This window comes from Gilliamella sp. B2969 (assembly GCF_026536195.1).
Taxonomy (GTDB): Bacteria; Pseudomonadota; Gammaproteobacteria; order Enterobacterales; family Orbaceae; genus Gilliamella.
Map to the genome: position 1 here is coordinate 1 of NZ_JAFNOP010000014.1, position 17,943 is coordinate 17,943.

Consider the following 17,943-nt stretch of genomic DNA (forward strand, 5'->3'; position numbering starts at 1 on the left):
CTTATTGGGTACAAGTTGAAGGCATAATTAGTCAACAAGCTATAGATAAACTCGCTCAAGGTGTTCAGTTAAAAGAGTTCTATACTGCCGCAGCTATAGCGACTAAGCTGGAAGCGCCGACTAATCTATGGCAACGCGTTCCGCCTATTCGTGAACGTAAAGCTATTCCTACTTCTTGGCTAAGTTTAACTATTACGGAAGGAAAAAATCGTCAAGTTAGAAGAATGTGTGCTGCGGTTGGTTATCCTTGTTTACGTTTAATCCGTGTTCAAATTGGCAATTATAATCTCTTTACTCAGCATCTGCCGTTAGGTGAATGGCAATCTATCAGCGTAAATGATCTTTAGGCTTAAATAGATCACATTAATAAATACTAAATCATCACTTATTATCATTATTTTATAATAATATAACTCAATAATATTATTCACATTTATTGAATACATTGGGGTTTATTCTAAAATAAGATAAAATGATTATCAGTTATGCTCATGGGACAATTTATTTATGGTTGAACAAAAAAAAGAAGGTTTCTTTGCTCGTTTAAAAAAAGGTCTTTTCAAGACTAAACAAAATATTGGATCGGGTTTTTTAAATTTATTCAAAGGCAAAAAAATTGACGATGAATTATTTGAAGAACTAGAAGAACAACTGATTATTGCAGATGTAGGATTTGATACTACACAAAAATTAATAAGCTCATTAACACAACAAGCCTCAAGAAAAGAGTTAAAAGATGCAGATGCACTTCATGAAATTTTAAAACATGAAATGAAGTCTATTTTAGACGGGGTTGATCAACCGCTTGATATTGAAAGTCATAAACCATTTGTTATTTTAATGGTAGGGGTAAATGGTGTTGGTAAAACAACGACAATTGGTAAATTAGCTCGTCAATTTCAACAACAAGGTAAATCAGTGATGCTTGCTGCAGGCGATACCTTTCGTGCAGCAGCTGTTGAGCAATTACAAGTTTGGGGTGAGCGAAATAATATCCCCGTTATTGCACAGCATGTTAACGCTGATTCTGCCTCAGTTATTTTTGATGCAATACAAGCAGCAAAGGCAAAAAAAATAGATGTCTTAATTGCCGATACAGCAGGTCGTTTACAAAATAAATCACATCTAATGGATGAATTGAAAAAAATAGTTAGAGTGATTAAAAAACAAGATGAGACTGCTCCACATGAAATCATGTTAACAATAGATGCAGGAACAGGCCAAAATGCTATTAGCCAAACTAAATTATTTAATGAAGCTGTTGGTGTAACAGGAATGACATTAACTAAATTAGATGGTACGGCGAAAGGTGGTATTATATTTAGCATTGCTGATCAATTTAATATTCCAATCCGTTACATCGGTGTTGGTGAAAAAATTGAAGATTTAAGACCTTTTGTTGCTGATGATTTTATTAATGCGCTGTTTGAACAAACAGATGAATAGAGAGAACTCATGATCCAATTCCAGCATGTAAGTAAAGTTTACTCGGGTGGAAAGCCCGCCCTTCAAAATATAAACTTTACATTATTATCCGGAGAAATGGCATTTTTAACAGGTCACTCTGGTGCAGGTAAAAGTACTTTGATGCGTTTAATTTGTGGATTAGAAAAAGCTAATGACGGCAAAGTATTATTAAATGGTATCAATGTATCTAGCTTGAAAAAACAAGATATGCCGTTTTTACGCCGCACAATTGGGATGATTTTTCAAGATCACCAATTATTAATGGATCACACTGTTTATGATAATGTGGCTATTCCATTAATTATTTTAGGAAAACCTATCGAAGAAATTCGTAGGCGTGTTTCGGCCGCGCTCGATAAAGTCGGTTTGATAGATAAAATGAAATTCTATCCTATACAGTTATCAGGTGGTGAACAACAGCGCGTAGGAATAGCGCGTGCCATTGTTAATCGTCCAAGCGTCTTATTAGCCGATGAACCAACCGGTAACCTAGATGATAAACTTTCGAAAGATATTTTAAAGCTATTTGAAGAGTTTAACCAAGCAGGTGTCACCGTATTAATGGCAACCCATAATATGGGGCTTATTCGTCGTAAACACCATCGAATACTAAATTTAAATCAAGGGCGTTTAGAGGAATAACATAATGATAAACGCTAACATTAACACTATTAAGTCAAAATCGAAAAATAAAAATAACTTTTTATCCCGATGGAAAAGACAAATTAGTTATGCATGGCATAACGTATTTAATGATTTTCGTCAGCATATTTTTGCTTCAATATTGACAATTTTTGTCATTGCAATTTCAATAACATTGCCAACGATTAGTTATTTGTTGTGGAAAAATGCAAATCAAGCAGCGCATCAATGGTATCCAACTCCAAACTTAACTGTGTATATCAACAAATCACTTACGGCAGAACAAACTAAAGAATTAATCAGTAAATTTAAAACATACTCGGAAGTTGAGAAAATAGATTATCTTTCACGAGATGATACACGAGAAGAATTTAAAACTTGGTCTGGTTTTGCAACAGCACTTGATCTGTTAGATGAAAACCCTTTACCTGCTGTTGCTATTATTTTTCCTAAAGAAGAGGCTAAGCAAACTAGCATATTACATGGATTACAATCACAAATCATGAAAATAGAAGGGGTTGATGATGTACAACTTGATGATAGCTGGTTTACGCGATTAATGGCATTGACAGACATGGTAAAATCAATAGTCTGGACAATTTCGATTTTCATGATTATTGCTGTATCACTTGTTATTGGCAATAGTATTAGATTAAGTATCTTTTCCCGTCGACAAACGATTTTGGTGATGCAATTAATTGGTGCTACTGAAGGTTTTATATTAAGACCTTTTTTGTATAATGGGATTTTTATTGGGTTTATCAGTGCAGTACTTGCATTAATATTATCCAAAATATTCATTTGGCAAATTGACTCAATTATTTTGCACGTTTCAACTGTTTTTGGAACAAAATTTACTTTAGAAGGACTGTCATGGGATGAAAGTGTATTAATTATTTTGTTCTCAATAATTATTGGATGGCTTTCAGCCTTGATCGCGACTAAAAAATATTTGAAAGTAATGTACATTACTTAATTACAAAAATAAGATAGTTACTTATTGTTAAAAATTTTATTAAAATGTGAACTAATTGACTTTTTTGTAGTCTAATATAACAGTTAGAATTTAAATTGTTGCATACATAAAATTATGCAACAAAATCAGTTTAAATGAAGGAGGGAATTAAATGAGTACTGATTTAAAAATGCCAGTAAGTGCTTTAATCCCACAAGGCAATATAGAATCATACCTTCGTATGATTAACACCTATCCGATGTTAACAGCAGAAGAAGAAAAATCGTTAGGTGAAAAACTTTATTATCATGATGATGTTGATGCTGCACGACAATTAATCTTATCTCATTTGCGCTTTGTTGCGCATATTGCTCGAGGTTATTCTGGGTATGGTTTACCACAAGCAGATTTGATTCAAGAAGGTAATATTGGATTAATGAAAGCTGTACGTCGTTTTAACCCTGAAATGGGGGTTCGATTAGTTTCTTTTGCTGTGCACTGGATAAAAGCTGAAATTCATGAGTATGTGCTTAAAAATTGGCGAATTGTTAAAGTTGCAACCACAAAAGCACAAAGAAAATTATTTTTTAATTTAAGAAAGAATAAACAACGCTTAGGTTGGTTTAATAATGCAGAAGTTGATATGGTGGCAGATGAACTTGGCGTAACACCTAAAGATGTCCTTGAAATGGAATCGCGAATGTCTGCTCAAGATATGTCATTTGATGTAGATAGTGATGACGATGATAATTCTATTGTTGCTCCAGCACTTTATCTAGAAGATAGTAATTCTGATTTCTCAAAATCAATTGAAAATGATAATTGGGAAAATGACGCAACAGATAAATTGCATGATGCTTTATCACAATTGGATGAACGAAGTCAGGATATTATTAAAGCACGTTGGTTAGATTCCGACGATAGTAAATCAACTTTGCAAGTTTTAGCTGATAAGTATAGTGTTTCTGCTGAACGTATTCGTCAACTCGAAAAAAATGCAATGAAAAAATTACGAGTTGCAATCGAAGCATAATTTTTTTTCGTTAATGTTAACTTCCTGAACCTTACTTGTAACAAAGTAAGGTTTTTTTATAACTAAATTTTACTCACTATTGATTTTGCTATTTTATTTGAAATAAATATTAAACGATAAAAAATTATCGTTTTACTTTAATTTATTATTGTTATTTCTATTTTTATAGGCTAGACTGTGCTCAATCTTTATAAAAAAGGAAATAAATATGAACACAACATTAGCTCGATCAAACTTACGCTTAAATCAATATTGTCGATTTATGGTACTATTAACAACTCTTATTATCATAGTTATGTTGATTGGTGCATTATCGCCACTACTTTATTACTTTTTTAATATTGAAAATATTGGATTAGCATCAGGAGGATATTCTTTTTTTATATCTAACAGTGTTGATGTTGATCCAACTGAACTCGAGTTTTGGCAGGCTTTTTTAGCAACGTTAATTGATACTGTAGAAATCTTTATTTTAATTTATGCATTTTATCAGTTGCGATTACTTTTTTTAAAATACAGTCAATCTGATTTCTTTTCAGAAAGGTCAGCTAATCACTGCTATATTTTTGGTAAAATGTTAGTCATCTGGTCTATTGTTAGTATTTTATCTGAGCCTTTGTTAACTTCAATTTTAAGTTTCAACCAAGCTGAACGTTATTTTTCTTTTTCGTTTTCAAGTGATGATATTATGGTATTGTTCCCAGCTATCAGTATTATGGTTATTGGACAAATATTAAAAAAAGCATGCCAACTAGCGGAAGAAAATCAGCAGTTTGTATAGGGGGAATTAAACATGCCAATTACTATAAATCTAGATGTAATGCTCGCTAAACGAAAAGTAAAATCTAAAGATTTAGCTATGGCTATCGGTATTACGGAACAAAATCTATCTTTGCTTAAACAAGGTAAAGTGAAAGGTTTTAGATTAGCCACACTTGAGGCAATCTGTGAATATTTAGATTGCCAACCTGGAGATATTTTAGAGTATATTAACTATAAAAATGATAATGCTTAGTGACTTATTGCTAGCATAGCGGCGGCTTCTGCATGAATTAAGGCTGTATCAAAAAAAGGGATATTTCGATCTGATTGTGATATTAATAAACCAATTTCTGTGCAGCCTAAAATCACACCTTGTGCTCCGCGTTCAACTAATTTATCAACAATCGTTAAGTAAGCTTGTTTAGATGCAGGTTTAATAATCCCTTTACAAAGTTCATCGTAAATAATTTGGTTAACAACATTTCTATCTTCTTGATCCGGTATTAATACTATTAAGCCTTGGTCAATCAATTTTGATTTATAAAAATCTTGCTCCATTGTGTATTTAGTCCCTAACAATGCTACAGTTTTAATACCTTGTTGAATCAATTTTTTAGCTGTGACATCTGCAATATGAATAATTGGAATAGTAATTGCTGCTTGAATCTGATCTGCGACTTTATGCATAGTATTGGTACAAATGACAATAAAATCTGCACCTGCTATTTGTAATTTTTTGGCTGCATCAATTAAAATCAGTGCACTTTTATCCCACTCACCATTGGCTTGGCATAATTCAATTTCTTGAAAATCTACGCTATATAATAGCGTTTTCGCTGAATGTAATCCCCCTAATGATTTTGCTACCATTTGATTAATTACTTGATAATAGGTAACGGTACTTTCCCAACTCATACCGCCGATTAAGCCAATTGTTTTCATTTAAAAATACCTTATAAAAACTTATGATTTCATTGAAAATTTAGTTAACTAATTGATAATATTATATCATCTGTAAAGTTAATTAATATCAACTTTTGATCGTTAAGCGAGGGTTCACGCTATTTATTTAACATGGTTATTGTTTTTATTTAAAAGTAGATAACATAAAGCAGTCTATTTATTTTTTACATTACAACCATAAAATTTATAAGGAAACCGCTTTCAAGTTATCACATTAAGCTATATGGTTAAGCGTAAACCAATGTTGATTACCTTACTATTTACTTGGTGCTTCTCTTTTTGTCGACTGGTTGGCAAATCAATTCAAAAATGAGGCGTTATTGATCCCATGATGCTTTCATTTGGTGAGGATATTGGTCAATATTAGCTATTTCACATACTAGTTAGCAATCTATTTAGAACTAGACATCATAGCAAGCGCTAACCACAGCTTTGAAACTTTTCCTAATAATGGATATGTTTTACCTTTTGGCTTAAATATGGCTATTTTTTATAATTATGTCAATTGAATGCGCTATAATTTGACTGATAAAATTTTACAAATTGTATGAAATGTCGACTCGCATTAACTTTAAAATAATTATAGTATAATCAAGAAAATCAATGTACTTATTATAATGATGAAAAATACCTTTATTGGTCAAAACGGTGTTACTTAGCGAAAGAATAAAATCTGGAAAGATACATTGATTAAACAGAATGCTGCCGGTATGCTGAAATGTATTTCTTGCAAAGTGATGTATAAAATTTAGTTATAGTTAAATATGAAATTGATGAGGAAAGTATCAATTATGAACAAAATTAGTCCTTATTTATGGTTGATATCATTCTTATCGTTTTTTTTATCTTTTTCATGTTTAGCCGACACAAAAGTTATTCATGTTCTGGTCGCATTATGTGATAACAAATATCAAGGTATAGCGCCAGTTCCAGCTGCGATTGGTAATGGTCAAGATCCCAAAAATAATCTCTATTGGGGCGCGGCTTACGGTTTTAAAACCTATTTTGCTAAGCAAAAAGAGTGGCAAGTTATACAAGTTAATAAGCCTAATGATGGTAAAATATTAGAAGAGATAATATATAAACATCAAAATCAAGATGTTTACCTTATTGCTCAAGCCTATGATGGTAAATATATTGATGATACGGTAAATGATTTTATTGACTATTCTGCGGGAAAAAATTCGCTGTCATTATCAGTAGATAAAAAACAAATCAATGCTGGTGGTAACGCTGATCTTGTTGTTTATATTGGGCATAATGCATTAATGGAAACGCCATCTTGGCGCAGTTATTTACCAGGTAGTTGGCGTTGGAGCACATTATCTAAAACTCAACAAGAAAAGCAAAAATCGCGTTATGCTGCTGTATTTGCTTGTAAAAGTCAGAAATATTTTACTCCACCACTATCTCATTTAGGTATTAATCCATTAATCTTAACCTTGCACCGTATGGCACCAGAAGCTTATAGTATTCATGCTATGATTAACAGTTGGTTGGATGGTGAATCAAAAGATGAAATAAGGCTTAAAGTAGCAAGTGCTTACAGCCAATATCAAAAATTAAGCCAACCAGCCTTACATATATTTACCACCGAATATAGCCAATAATCTTTTATATCTTAGTAGATTATTTAACTTATCAATAAAAAGGAAAATAGATATGTTAAAAACGCCCAAAATTGTCATTTTAACAGGGGCTGGCATTTCAGCCGAATCGGGGTTATCAACCTTTCGAGCCCAAAATGGATTATGGGAAGGTTATGATGTTAATGATGTTGCCACTTATGAAGGTTACCGTCGTGATCCCATTGCGGTGCATAATTTTTACAATATGTTACGAAGAAAATTGCAAGATCCATCGGTAAAACCTAATCAAGCTCATATTGCACTGGCTGAGTTAGAACAAAAACTCGGTTCAAATAATGTATTGGTTGTAACTCAAAATGTTGATAACTTACATGAACAAGCTGGATCGAAAAATATTATTCATATGCATGGCGAATTATTAAAAGCGCGTAATGAAAAAACCGGAGAAATTATTGACTGTTTCAACGATATTAATTATCAACAAAATAAATTAATACGCCCGCATATTGTTTGGTTTGGTGAAATTCCATTACAGATGGATCAAATTTATGATGCATTATCACAAGCAGATTATTTTATTTCAATTGGCACATCGGGCAATGTCTATCCTGCCGCCGGTTTTGTTCAAATTGCTAATCAATCCGGTGCTAAAACGATTGAACTTAATTTAGAGCCAAGCTTAGGCGAAAGTTTATTTCAAACTAAAATTTATGGCCCAGCAAGTCAGGTGGTACCCGAATTTATTCAGACATTAATTTAAAACAGTTTTTACTCCATCTGTTTTAAATAATTTTTACCACCAAGATTAGCCATTTGCGCTCGAATCCATTCTGCTTTTTTTTGGACATAGTTTGTGGGGGTGGCTGGGCTCCATTTTCTTGGATTAGGTAACGTTGCTGCAAGTAAACTCGCTTGATAAGGTGTTAATTGATTTGCACTGACATTAAAATAATAACGAGATGCTGCTTCAATGCCAAAAATCCCCTCCCCCCATTCTACACTATTTAAATAGATTTCAAGGGTTCTTTGTTTTGACCAAATTAACTCAATCCAGATAGTAAACCAAGATTCTATTGCTTTACGTAGCCAACTTCGTGATGGCCATAAAAAAATATTTTTAGCTACTTGTTGGGTAATAGTGCTTGCGCCACGAATTTTTTTTGCATTTTGATTGTGTTTCAATGCTCGATTAATTGCATCAAAATCAAAGCCCCAGTGTGTTGCAAAGTTCTGATCTTCTGAAGCAATAACTGCGATTTTAATATTGTCTGAAATTGCATCCCAATCTTTCCATTCCCGCTGTTGTGTGATGCCCCAATTAACAATTTTTCTTTCCACCATTAACATTGAGCCAATCGGATCGATCCAACGCATTATTAAAATGAGAAAAATAGATAACAGCATTAATCCAATAACTACGTTTCTTGTTTTGATTAATATCTTTTTTAATAATGGATGCATATTGCTTAAATCAGGATATAGCTAAAGGTTAGCTATATTAACATATCATTTACATTGTTTTATTTAATGTTTATAAATTTTTGTTTGGAATATCAATCTTTCATTTTTCAATTGGCTATTTATGTTAAACAAGCTAGTAAATGAGTTACATCGCTATAAAAAATTAACTTTACTCAATACGTTTTATTGCCAATCAGAACATCATCATTAGATCAGTTAAATAGGTAATCGAGTATAAACTTCACAACTTGTTGTGGTTGATTGGTATCTAGCAATGGAATCGATATATCTAATTGGTTATCACTGGCGATAGCAAGCGTAAAGTCATCGATAAAAACGGGATGACTAATGGTTTGACGATGACAGATAATTTTAGGTATTTTTTCGTGTTTAAATCCTTCAATTAATATGATGTCTACATCTGTAAACTGATTTATCAGTGTAGTCAGATCTGCTGGTTTATTGGGCGTTTCATGAATAATTGCATAACGATTATCGCATACGATGGCTGTTTGTACTGAGCCGGCCTTACGCAATTCATAACTATCTTTACCAGGGATGTCTAACTCGATGTCATGATGGGCATGTTTTAATGAGCCTACATTAACGCCCTGTTTAATAAGTAGTGGAATAACCTGTTTTAACAATGTAGTTTTGCCACTACCGCTATAACCACAAATTCCGATAATCTTTTTTTTATTCATCACTAGTTTATGTTAATGTACCATATTCGATAGATAAACAATATTACATGATTTTTTGCAGCAGATGTTCAAAAAGAGAATAATATGAACGATTTTTTGAATGATTACAATCAAACTGTTCACCCCAGTTTGTTAGAAAGTTTTATTGCTATTAATAATAAGAAATTAGCGGGTTATGGTTTAGATGAATATTGCAAACAAGCTATAACAAATATCCAAAAACGATTACAATCTCCTCATGCTGATGTGCATTTTATGCCTGGTGGCACAATAACCAATCTAACGGTCATTTCACATATTTTAAAACCCTATCAAGCCGTAATTGCCGCGAATACCGGACACATTAACGTGCATGAAACCGGAGCGATTGAAGCGACAGGGCATAAAGTAATCTCGGTGCCAACAGCTGATGGAAAACTTACGCCGGAATTGATAGAACCTGTATTATTTCATCATAGTGATGAACATATGGTACAACCTAAGCTTATTTACATCTCTAATACCACTGAATTAGGCACAATATATAGTCAGCAAGATCTTAAAAATCTTTATCAATATTGCCAAAAAAATCGCCTTTTTCTCTATTTAGATGGTGCCCGCCTAGCGATGGCATTGGCAGCAAAAGATAATGATCTGACTTTGCCTGATTTAGCTAAATACACTGATGTATTTTATATTGGTGGAACCAAAGTCGGGGCGTTTGCTGGTGAAATGGTTATTTTTAATAATCTATCTATTAATCAAGACTTTCGTTTTAGTATGAAGCAAAAAGGTGCAATATTAGCAAAAAGCTGGATTGTTGCTGTACAGATGAATGAGTTGATGCAAAATGATTTGTACTTCCAGTTAGGGCAACACAGTAATAATATGGCCGATAAACTAAAAATTGTTTTTGAAAAAGCTGGATTAACATTTGCCAGCAAACCACAAACTAACCAACTATTTGTTAATTTTCCCAACCAACTGGCTGAAAAGATTATTGCTCATTATGCGGTTGATAATTTAGGTCCTATCGATGACCATAACTGCTGTTTACGTTTTTGTACTTCATGGTCAACTCAAATAGATGAAATTGATAGGTTAGATAGACTATTGCAATCATGGTTATCGTAAAATTTGATTTAGGATAAATGTGCGTTGGCTAATACGTCATAGGTATTAATATTCACAAAAGATGTTGGCGTATCACTAAAATCTACGGCTTTAGCTTGTACTTGCTGCAAAAATAGCATTAGTTTGCGGTTCCCTAGTGCTAAATATTGTTCTAATTGTACAAGTACACAACGATGTATAAGTAAAATCGTTGGATGAGCGTATTTGCCATCAAAAGGGTAGATAGCGCTATAATTGGTCGTATATTTTGCTAAACGGGCAATTAAATCCTTGGGTAAATAAGGGGTATCACAACTAACAAATAAGTTCCAATCGGTATTGGTCCGACGTAATCCGCTATAGATGCCCGAAAGTGGCCCTAAAAAACCCTCTAAATCATCACTAAATATGGCATAACCTGCTTTTTGATATTGATCTAAATGACGATTGCAATTGATCATTAGTGTGCCGACTTGAGGCGCAATGCGATCAATAACATGTTGATAAAGCGCTTTGTCATTTAATAAGATTAAGCCTTTGTCTTCACCATTCATGCGTGAGCTTTGACCTCCAGCTAAAATGATTGCGGTAATAGCGCTTTTCTGCATAAATTATTTCTCTTTTACATTGCCAAAACACAAAATAACATTACTATATAGCAAAGTTATTTTAAATCGTACAATTTATAACATAGTCTTCATACTTAGATTAAGTAATCAAGTGTTGTAATTGGAAAATGAAATATATCTGTATTGGTTTTTCAGGTATGGAATAATTGATAAATTCAATTAAACATGTTTACATCATTTATTTTGATAAATTGTTTTTATCAATAGTGTTATGCTTAAACTAATGAGTAACACAATATCAAAATAAAATATTAAATCATCATCTTCAATGGGTTTGAAGATTCAAAAAAGGTATAATTTATGAAATGTCATCGTATTGATGAAGTAATGGAATTATTAAAGTCAGCTTGGGAAAATGATTCAGATCTCAGTTTGTTACAATTTTTAGTTAAACTCGGTCAGGAAGCTGGCTTCGAGGGCGATTTAAAAGATCTGGGCGATGAAGTGTTAATCTATCACTTAAAGATGCGCGATGCAGATAAAAGTGAAGTTATTCCCGGACTAAAAAAAGATTATGAAGAAGATTTTAAAACCGCACTATTAAAAGCTCGCGGCATCATTAAAGAATAAGGAGAATTAGTTAAATGAAAAAAACGCTTATTGCTATGGGAGTATTACTGTTTTCGGTAAATTGTTTTGCTGATGAAGCGCCTTCTAATGCAAAAACAGACGCATCGCAAACAGCCGCTCCGGCGACGACTCAAGCTCCGATTGAAGTGGATAAACAATATATTGTATTACCCACTAATCCATCGCCAGATAAAGAAGTGATCGAATTTTTTTCGTTTAATTGTCCTAGTTGTTATAGATTTGAAAACCAATATCATGGTTCACAAGTTATAGCTAAAGCTATCCCTCAAGATATCAAAATTAAACGTTATCATTTATTGGATTTTGGTCCACTTGCTCAAGATTTAGCTCAAGCATGGGCGATTGCTAATGTACTTGGTATTGAAGATAAAGTTTCACCAGCACTGTATAATGCAGTACAAAAAGATCGTAGTATAAAAACGCCAGATGATATTAAAGCTGTATTTGCTGAACTCGGTGTGGATTCTGAAACTTATGATAAAACCAAAGACAGCTTTTTAGTTAAAGCTTTTATGGCGCAACAAGCTAATGCTATTAAAGAAATGCAGCCAACATCCATACCAACTTGGATTGTTAATCGTAAATTCTATATCAATACTAAAGGGTTAGATGTGTCAAGTGATGATGCATTTATTAAAGATTATGCGAGGGTTACAGCCTTTTTAGTTGGTTTAGATCCGAATGTCAAAGCTCATGATAAACAAGCAAACAGTAATGAGTAATTTATTACTGTTTAAATAATTGATAGATACATAGAAAATATTCATTGCATTAATCAATTAGCGAGCTGTAAATTAATCAATCCCTTTGTTTGAGTTATTTCAGCAAAGGGATTTTATTGGAGTATTATTCACGTTCTAGTGCATAAATTGGATCAAGTTTTGCCGCTCGTTTGGCAGGAAAATAACCAAAAATAATACCAATGATACTTGAACAACTAAATGCCGCAATAATTGAAATGATTGAAAAACTCATAGCAAATAAAGAGACAAAATAATTGAAAATCAGCCCAACCACAAATGATAGTATAATTCCCAAAATACCACCAATTAAACAGACTAACACTGCTTCAATTAAAAATTGTTGAAGAATATCACTAGAGCGAGCACCAACCGCCATTCTTACCCCAATTTCTCGCGTTCTTTCTGTGACTGATACCAGCATAATATTCATTACGCCAATACCGCCAACCAACAGTGAAATTAACGCAATAGTTGAGATTAATAATGTTAACACCAATGTTGAAGAATTAACGGTTTCACGAATACTATCGGAATTAAATATAAAAAAGTCTTTAGTGCCATGGCGTTGTAGCATAATCTTATTAATCGCTTGTTCTGCTACGGATAGATCAACATTATCATTTACTCTAACAGTAATGCTTTTTAATGATGTTTGCCCAACCATGCGATTGATCACTGTGGTATAAGGTAACCAAATATTCAGGCTTTCATTACTACCAAAGCCTTGCTGTTGTTTAGTTGCAATACCAATGACTTTAACTGGTAGTTGCCCAACCATAATAATTTTACCAATTGGATCTTGATTATTAAATAAGCGATTAACGGTATTTTCATCGATGACAGCATCTTGCGCGGACGACAGAACACTTGCGTGATCAAACGCTTTACCTTTAGTTATATTATAACCACGTACAGTAAAATACTGTTCACCAACCCCATTAACCGTTCCTGTTACCGCCAAATTATTAACGCGAAAATAGACACTAGTTGAAAGGTTAGGCGTGGTACTATGGACAAAACTTTGTTTGGCTAAAAAGTCAGCATCAGAAGATCGCAATGTTGTGATTTTATCGGCATTACGATCACCAAATCCATTACCAGCATAAATTTCTAAGGTGCTTGTTCCTAATGAATTAATGTCAGACAGAATTTTTTGCTTGGTTCCTTGCCCTAATGCCACCATTGACACAACAGAAGCGATACCAATAATAATACCAAGCATGGTTAAAAAAGTACGTAGTCGCTGCGATAACATAGATAATATTGCCATATTAAATGCATCACGAAAACGATAGTATTTGGCTAACCAGTTATCTTGTGTTTTGGTTGTTTCTATCTGTTTTATTTGTCGATTATCATCATCATCATGATAGTTAGGATTACTAGCATCTGAAATAATATTACCATCACTGATTTCTATAATGCGCTGTGCACTTTGGGCAATATTGCTATCGTGAGTCACAATGATGACAGTATGGCCTTGTTTATGAAGTTCGCGCAATATTGCCATAACTTCTAAACCGCTTTTACGATCTAGCGCGCCGGTTGGTTCATCGGCTAAAATCACTTGCCCACCATTGATTAACGCTCTCGCAATACTGACTCGTTGCTGCTGACCGCCAGATAATTGATTCGGCTTGTTATTGATTTTATCTTCTAACCCTAATCGCGTTAAAATTTCAACAGCACGTTGTTGCCTAAATTCATTAGATGCGCCAGCATAAATTGCTGGAATTTCGACATTCCCTTGCGCAGTAAGGGCACTTAATAAATGATAACGTTGGAAGATAAAACCAAAATGTTCACGACGTAATTCGGCTAATTCATCGGGGGATAATTGATTAGTGGTTCGACCTCCAATAGTATAAACCCCCGAACTGGGTTTATCTAAACAACCCAAAATATTCATTAAAGTTGATTTGCCCGATCCTGAAGCGCCAATAATGGCAACCATTTCACCAGCATTAATCGACAAATTGATACCTTTAAGCACTTTTATGGTTGAATCGCCAGCAGGGAATTCACGTACTATATTTTCCAGTTTAATCAGCGGGTTATTATTTGTCATATTAGAATCTTATCCTTGGGGTCCGTCCATTAGGATTGAGTTGTGCACCATTGATACTACTTACAATGACGACTTCTCCTTCTTTAAGCCCTGATTTGATTTCAACATTAACATTATTGTTGACACCTAAACTGACTTTTCGCTCTTCAATATCATTATGTTGATTAAGTACGTAAACAATAGCTTTATCGTCATCTAAATTCTTTTCAATAGCTTGTGATGGAATCGTAAGCACATCCTTAGCTTGTGATAACACTATATAAACTTGAGCTGTCATCGAAATACGTAAAATGTGATTTGGATTATCAACATCAAACAAACCATTATAGTAGATGGCTGTTTTAGTCGTTGAAGAGGAGGTACTTGAGTTAGATGAACTTTCGGTATTAATTGAGTCTGGTGCAGGCTCGATTGCTCGTAGTGTTAATCCCTCAAAACGTTTATTGGGCTGGCCTAATATTGTAAAATAAACAGGCATGCCTTTTTTTACATTAATCACATCTGCTTCAGAAATTTGTGCCTCAATGGTCATTTTATCCAGTTGTGCAACTTTGACTATTGTTGGCGCACTTTGAACAGAGTTAACAGTTTGCCCTTGATCAACCGGAATTGCCACAATGACACCATCAATTGGCGAACGAATTTTAGTATACCCTAAGTTCACTTTAGCGGTATCAACGGCAACTTGAGCACTGATAATATCTGCATCTAGTGCTGCTATATCGGCTTTAATTCCATCAAGATCAGCTTTAGCGGCATCTAAATCGGATTGAATTCCAACCCCTTTATTGACTAACTTTAATTGACGATCGTAAGTAAGTTGATAGTTAACTAATTTTGCTTTTTTCGATTTACGTTGAGCTTCTAAACTATTTAATGAAGCTTCTGACTGTCTTAAATCATTATTTTGTTTAAGATCATCTATTTCGGCAATCATATCGCCTTGTTTAACTTCATCGCCTAATTCCACATATAATTTTTTGATTTGACCAGAAACCTGAGCACCAACGCTTACTTGCTTAAAAGCACTGATGGTTCCATCGGCAAGAACAGTTTTTTCAATATTACTTTTAGTCACTGGTGCGGTAATATAATTTACTGCTTTTTCAGAAGGGGATAAAATCCAATAAACAAGATAAATAATGGCTAATATAATAAAGGTTATAGCAATATTTTTAATTTTTAAAAACTTTGACAATCTTTTCATCCTATTATTTTTTATAAAATTTTTCGTCATTGTATCGTATAAAATCAAATGCCATTGATAACTAACGATAATAAATTGTAATAATTATGAAAATATTTTAAGCAATTTTAAGTGTGATAAGGCTTTCTTTGGTTGTAGCATGAAAATTTGGAAGATATTTTTGAATTTCAACAAAAATACTCATTTAACTAATCTAATAGTTTATATTATCTTACTTAGATAAAGGTATACTCATACATTACCTTTTTTATAAAACAGACTAATTTTGAATTTGCTTACTGCATCTTATCTTAGGTTTTATTAAGGATTGCGTTATAATGGCGCAAATTTTTTAAGTGGATTAAGAAAAACAAAGTAATGGCGTTAAAAATAACCTCTAAGTGTATTAATTGTGATATGTGTGAACCTGAGTGTCCGAACGAGGCTATCTCGATGGGGTTTGACACCTACGAAATTGATCCCAATAAATGTACTGAATGTGTGGGTTATTATGATCATTCAACCTGTCAACGTGTTTGCCCTATTCAAAATGCGATTATTGCTGATCCTGAGCATATCGAGACCCATGATCAGCTACTGGCAAAATTTGAGCAACTAAAACACTCAAATTAAACTGTTAGTTTGCTTTTACTTCAATCCGAAGTGCTTTAGGTATTTCAAATGTAATATTTTCTAAAATACCGTCGGTTTCGGTGAGTGTTGTACAACCTAAATTTTTTAAGTGATCGATAACTTGTTGGACTAAAATATCGGGTGCAGAAGCGCCTGCCGTCACTCCTATTGTGCGGGCATTGGTTAACCAAGCGGGATCAATATCAGAGGCAAAATCAATTAAATAAGCATGCTTGCTATTGCGTCTAGCGAGTTCAGCTAAACGATTTGAATTAGACGAGTTTTTAGAGCCAACAACTAATACCACATCTGCTTGTGAAGCGAGCTGTTTAACCGCTTGTTGGCGATTAGTTGTGGCGTAACAAATGTCATTTTTACGAGGGCTGCGGATATTTGGGAAACGCTTTTTTAGTGCAGCAATAATTTCAGCTGTATCATCAACTGATAGTGTGGTTTGCGTGGTAAAACAAAGGTGTTGTTCGTTTTTCACTTTTAGTTTTTCAACATCTTCAATGGATTCGATCAGATAAATTCCACCTTCTGGGTTATTGTACTGCCCCATGGTGCCATCGACTTCAATATGTCCAGCATGACCAATTAAAATGACTTCTTCACCTCGATAACTCGATCGAGCCACTTCCATATGCACTTTAGTGACTAATGGACAAGTAGCATCAAATATACGAAGTTGACGTTGTTTGGCTTCTTCACGAACGCTTTTAGACACACCATGTGCTGAAAAAATTAAAATAGCATTGTCTGGCACCTCATTGATCTCTTCAATGAAAATAGCCCCTAACTCTTTAAGGCGATTAACCACATAGCGGTTATGAACAACTTCATGACGGACATAAACTGGTGCACCAAATAACTCTAGTGCTCGTTCAACGATAGTAATCGCACGATCAACACCGGCACAAAAGCCTCGTGGATTCGCTAAAATAATTTGCATGTTAGATGGTCTTCTTGGGTTTTTTTAAGCTGCTAAGAATAAATAATCCAATACCTACGCAAATTGCACAGTCTGCAATATTAAACGTTGGATAGTGCCAATCACCAAAATTGACATCAAGAAAATCGACAACAAAACCATGGTAAAGGCGATCGAATAAATTTCCTAATGCGCCCCCTAAAATTAATGATAATGAAAAGTTTTCTAATTTTTGTCTGCCTGTATTGCGATATAACATATAGATAATTACACCACTAATAATTAATGCAATAGATGCAAGCATCCAACGTTGGCCTTCAAAAATACTAAAGGCTGCACCAATATTACGCACATAAGTGATTGAGAAGAAAGGTAAAAGATTCACTGACTCATATAAAGCAAAGCGATCTAATATCCAGAATTTACTTGCAATATCAACAATAAAAACAACTATTGCTAACAATAGCCAGTAAAGCCCATTGTTTTTTTTCATA

19 protein-coding genes and 2 pseudogenes are annotated in these 17,943 nt (G+C 33.7%); 13 read left to right on the forward strand and 8 right to left on the reverse strand.

All coding sequences use genetic code 11. From position 1 onward, the window contains the following. From J3U66_RS11740 to J3U66_RS11770, 7 genes and pseudogenes are all read left to right on the forward strand, one after another. Positions 1–347 (forward strand): annotated as a pseudogene (locus J3U66_RS11740) (pseudouridine synthase); the annotation flags it as partial. Between the two features lie 175 nt (positions 348–522). Then, a pseudogene (gene ftsY / locus J3U66_RS11745) lies at positions 523–1,446 on the forward strand (signal recognition particle-docking protein FtsY); the annotation flags it as partial. A gap of 9 nt (positions 1,447–1,455) precedes the next feature. After that, positions 1,456–2,109 (forward strand): cell division ATP-binding protein FtsE, encoded by a 654-nt coding sequence (ftsE, locus tag J3U66_RS11750; RefSeq protein ID WP_065633227.1) that lies wholly within the window; start codon positions 1,456–1,458, stop codon positions 2,107–2,109. A 4-nt stretch (positions 2,110–2,113) separates the two neighbouring features. Then, entirely contained in the window at positions 2,114–3,085 is a 972-nt protein-coding gene (gene ftsX, locus J3U66_RS11755; protein ID WP_267334422.1) for a permease-like cell division protein FtsX, read from the forward strand. A gap of 151 nt (positions 3,086–3,236) precedes the next feature. Continuing rightward, a complete protein-coding gene (gene rpoH, locus J3U66_RS11760) occupies positions 3,237–4,097 on the forward strand; it encodes an RNA polymerase sigma factor RpoH (RefSeq protein ID WP_065633225.1) in 861 nt (286 codons plus the stop codon). 208 nt (positions 4,098–4,305) lie between these two features. Beyond that, positions 4,306–4,878, forward strand: coding sequence for a DUF2975 domain-containing protein (locus J3U66_RS11765; RefSeq protein ID WP_267349097.1), 573 nt, complete (start codon positions 4,306–4,308; stop codon positions 4,876–4,878). A gap of 12 nt (positions 4,879–4,890) precedes the next feature. Continuing rightward, on the forward strand, positions 4,891–5,112 hold the full coding sequence (locus J3U66_RS11770; RefSeq protein ID WP_267349098.1) for a helix-turn-helix domain-containing protein: 222 nt from the start codon (positions 4,891–4,893) through the stop codon (positions 5,110–5,112). On the opposite strand, the gene J3U66_RS11775 is transcribed toward J3U66_RS11770, so the two are convergent. Continuing rightward, on the reverse strand, positions 5,109–5,801 hold the full coding sequence (locus J3U66_RS11775; RefSeq protein WP_267334416.1) for an aspartate/glutamate racemase family protein: 693 nt from the start codon (positions 5,799–5,801) through the stop codon (positions 5,109–5,111). The two genes, J3U66_RS11770 and J3U66_RS11775, sit on opposite strands and share 4 nt — an antisense overlap. A gap of 812 nt (positions 5,802–6,613) precedes the next feature. Here J3U66_RS11775 and J3U66_RS11780 point away from each other — a divergent pair. After that, positions 6,614–7,432: a hypothetical protein gene (locus J3U66_RS11780; protein WP_267349099.1), complete on the forward strand. Its 819-nt coding sequence runs from the start codon at positions 6,614–6,616 to the stop codon at positions 7,430–7,432. Between the two features lie 52 nt (positions 7,433–7,484). Continuing rightward, positions 7,485–8,171 carry a Sir2 family NAD+-dependent deacetylase gene (gene cobB / locus J3U66_RS11785; protein WP_065633219.1) on the forward strand — a complete coding sequence of 229 codons (687 nt, stop codon included), beginning with the start codon at positions 7,485–7,487 and terminating at the stop codon, positions 8,169–8,171. A gap of 8 nt (positions 8,172–8,179) precedes the next feature. Here cobB and mtgA read toward each other — a convergent pair whose 3' ends face one another. Further along, a complete protein-coding gene (gene mtgA / locus J3U66_RS11790; protein ID WP_267344792.1) occupies positions 8,180–8,872 on the reverse strand; it encodes a monofunctional biosynthetic peptidoglycan transglycosylase in 693 nt (230 codons plus the stop codon). A 212-nt stretch (positions 8,873–9,084) separates the two neighbouring features. Then, positions 9,085–9,576 (reverse strand): molybdopterin-guanine dinucleotide biosynthesis protein B, encoded by a 492-nt coding sequence (mobB, locus tag J3U66_RS11795; protein WP_267349101.1) that lies wholly within the window; start codon positions 9,574–9,576, stop codon positions 9,085–9,087. A gap of 84 nt (positions 9,577–9,660) precedes the next feature. On the opposite strand from mobB, the gene J3U66_RS11800 reads away from it, so the two are divergent. Next, entirely contained in the window at positions 9,661–10,689 is a 1,029-nt protein-coding gene (locus J3U66_RS11800) for a threonine aldolase family protein (RefSeq protein WP_267349103.1), read from the forward strand. Positions 10,690–10,697: 8 nt separating this feature from the next. Here J3U66_RS11800 and mobA read toward each other — a convergent pair whose 3' ends face one another. Continuing rightward, a complete protein-coding gene (mobA, locus tag J3U66_RS11805) occupies positions 10,698–11,276 on the reverse strand; it encodes a molybdenum cofactor guanylyltransferase MobA (protein WP_267349105.1) in 579 nt (192 codons plus the stop codon). A gap of 321 nt (positions 11,277–11,597) precedes the next feature. On the opposite strand from mobA, the gene J3U66_RS11810 reads away from it, so the two are divergent. Then, positions 11,598–11,867 (forward strand): YihD family protein, encoded by a 270-nt coding sequence (locus J3U66_RS11810; protein WP_065633215.1) that lies wholly within the window; start codon positions 11,598–11,600, stop codon positions 11,865–11,867. A gap of 14 nt (positions 11,868–11,881) precedes the next feature. After that, the gene (locus J3U66_RS11815; protein ID WP_267334401.1) at positions 11,882–12,610 is read left to right on the forward strand and encodes a DsbA family protein; all 729 of its coding nucleotides are present in this window, start codon (positions 11,882–11,884) and stop codon (positions 12,608–12,610) included. A gap of 124 nt (positions 12,611–12,734) precedes the next feature. Here the strand turns inward: J3U66_RS11815 and J3U66_RS11820 are convergent, their stop codons facing one another. Both J3U66_RS11820 and J3U66_RS11825 read right to left on the reverse strand, forming a co-directional pair. Next, on the reverse strand, positions 12,735–14,699 hold the full coding sequence (locus J3U66_RS11820; RefSeq protein WP_267334399.1) for a MacB family efflux pump subunit: 1,965 nt from the start codon (positions 14,697–14,699) through the stop codon (positions 12,735–12,737). Position 14,700: 1 nt separating this feature from the next. Then, the gene (locus J3U66_RS11825; protein WP_416379613.1) at positions 14,701–15,906 is read right to left on the reverse strand and encodes an efflux RND transporter periplasmic adaptor subunit; all 1,206 of its coding nucleotides are present in this window, start codon (positions 15,904–15,906) and stop codon (positions 14,701–14,703) included. Positions 15,907–16,263: 357 nt separating this feature from the next. Between J3U66_RS11825 and J3U66_RS11830 the strand changes: the two genes are divergently transcribed. Continuing rightward, positions 16,264–16,518, forward strand: a complete 255-nt coding sequence (locus tag J3U66_RS11830; protein ID WP_267334395.1) for a YfhL family 4Fe-4S dicluster ferredoxin — start codon at positions 16,264–16,266, stop codon at positions 16,516–16,518. A 4-nt stretch (positions 16,519–16,522) separates the two neighbouring features. On the opposite strand, the gene ispH is transcribed toward J3U66_RS11830, so the two are convergent. Next, positions 16,523–17,470 carry a 4-hydroxy-3-methylbut-2-enyl diphosphate reductase gene (ispH, locus tag J3U66_RS11835; protein WP_267349106.1) on the reverse strand — a complete coding sequence of 316 codons (948 nt, stop codon included), beginning with the start codon at positions 17,468–17,470 and terminating at the stop codon, positions 16,523–16,525. A gap of 1 nt (position 17,471) precedes the next feature. Next, positions 17,472–17,942, reverse strand: a complete 471-nt coding sequence (gene lspA / locus J3U66_RS11840) for a signal peptidase II (protein ID WP_267334391.1) — start codon at positions 17,940–17,942, stop codon at positions 17,472–17,474. Between the last annotated feature and the right edge of the window lies 1 nt (position 17,943).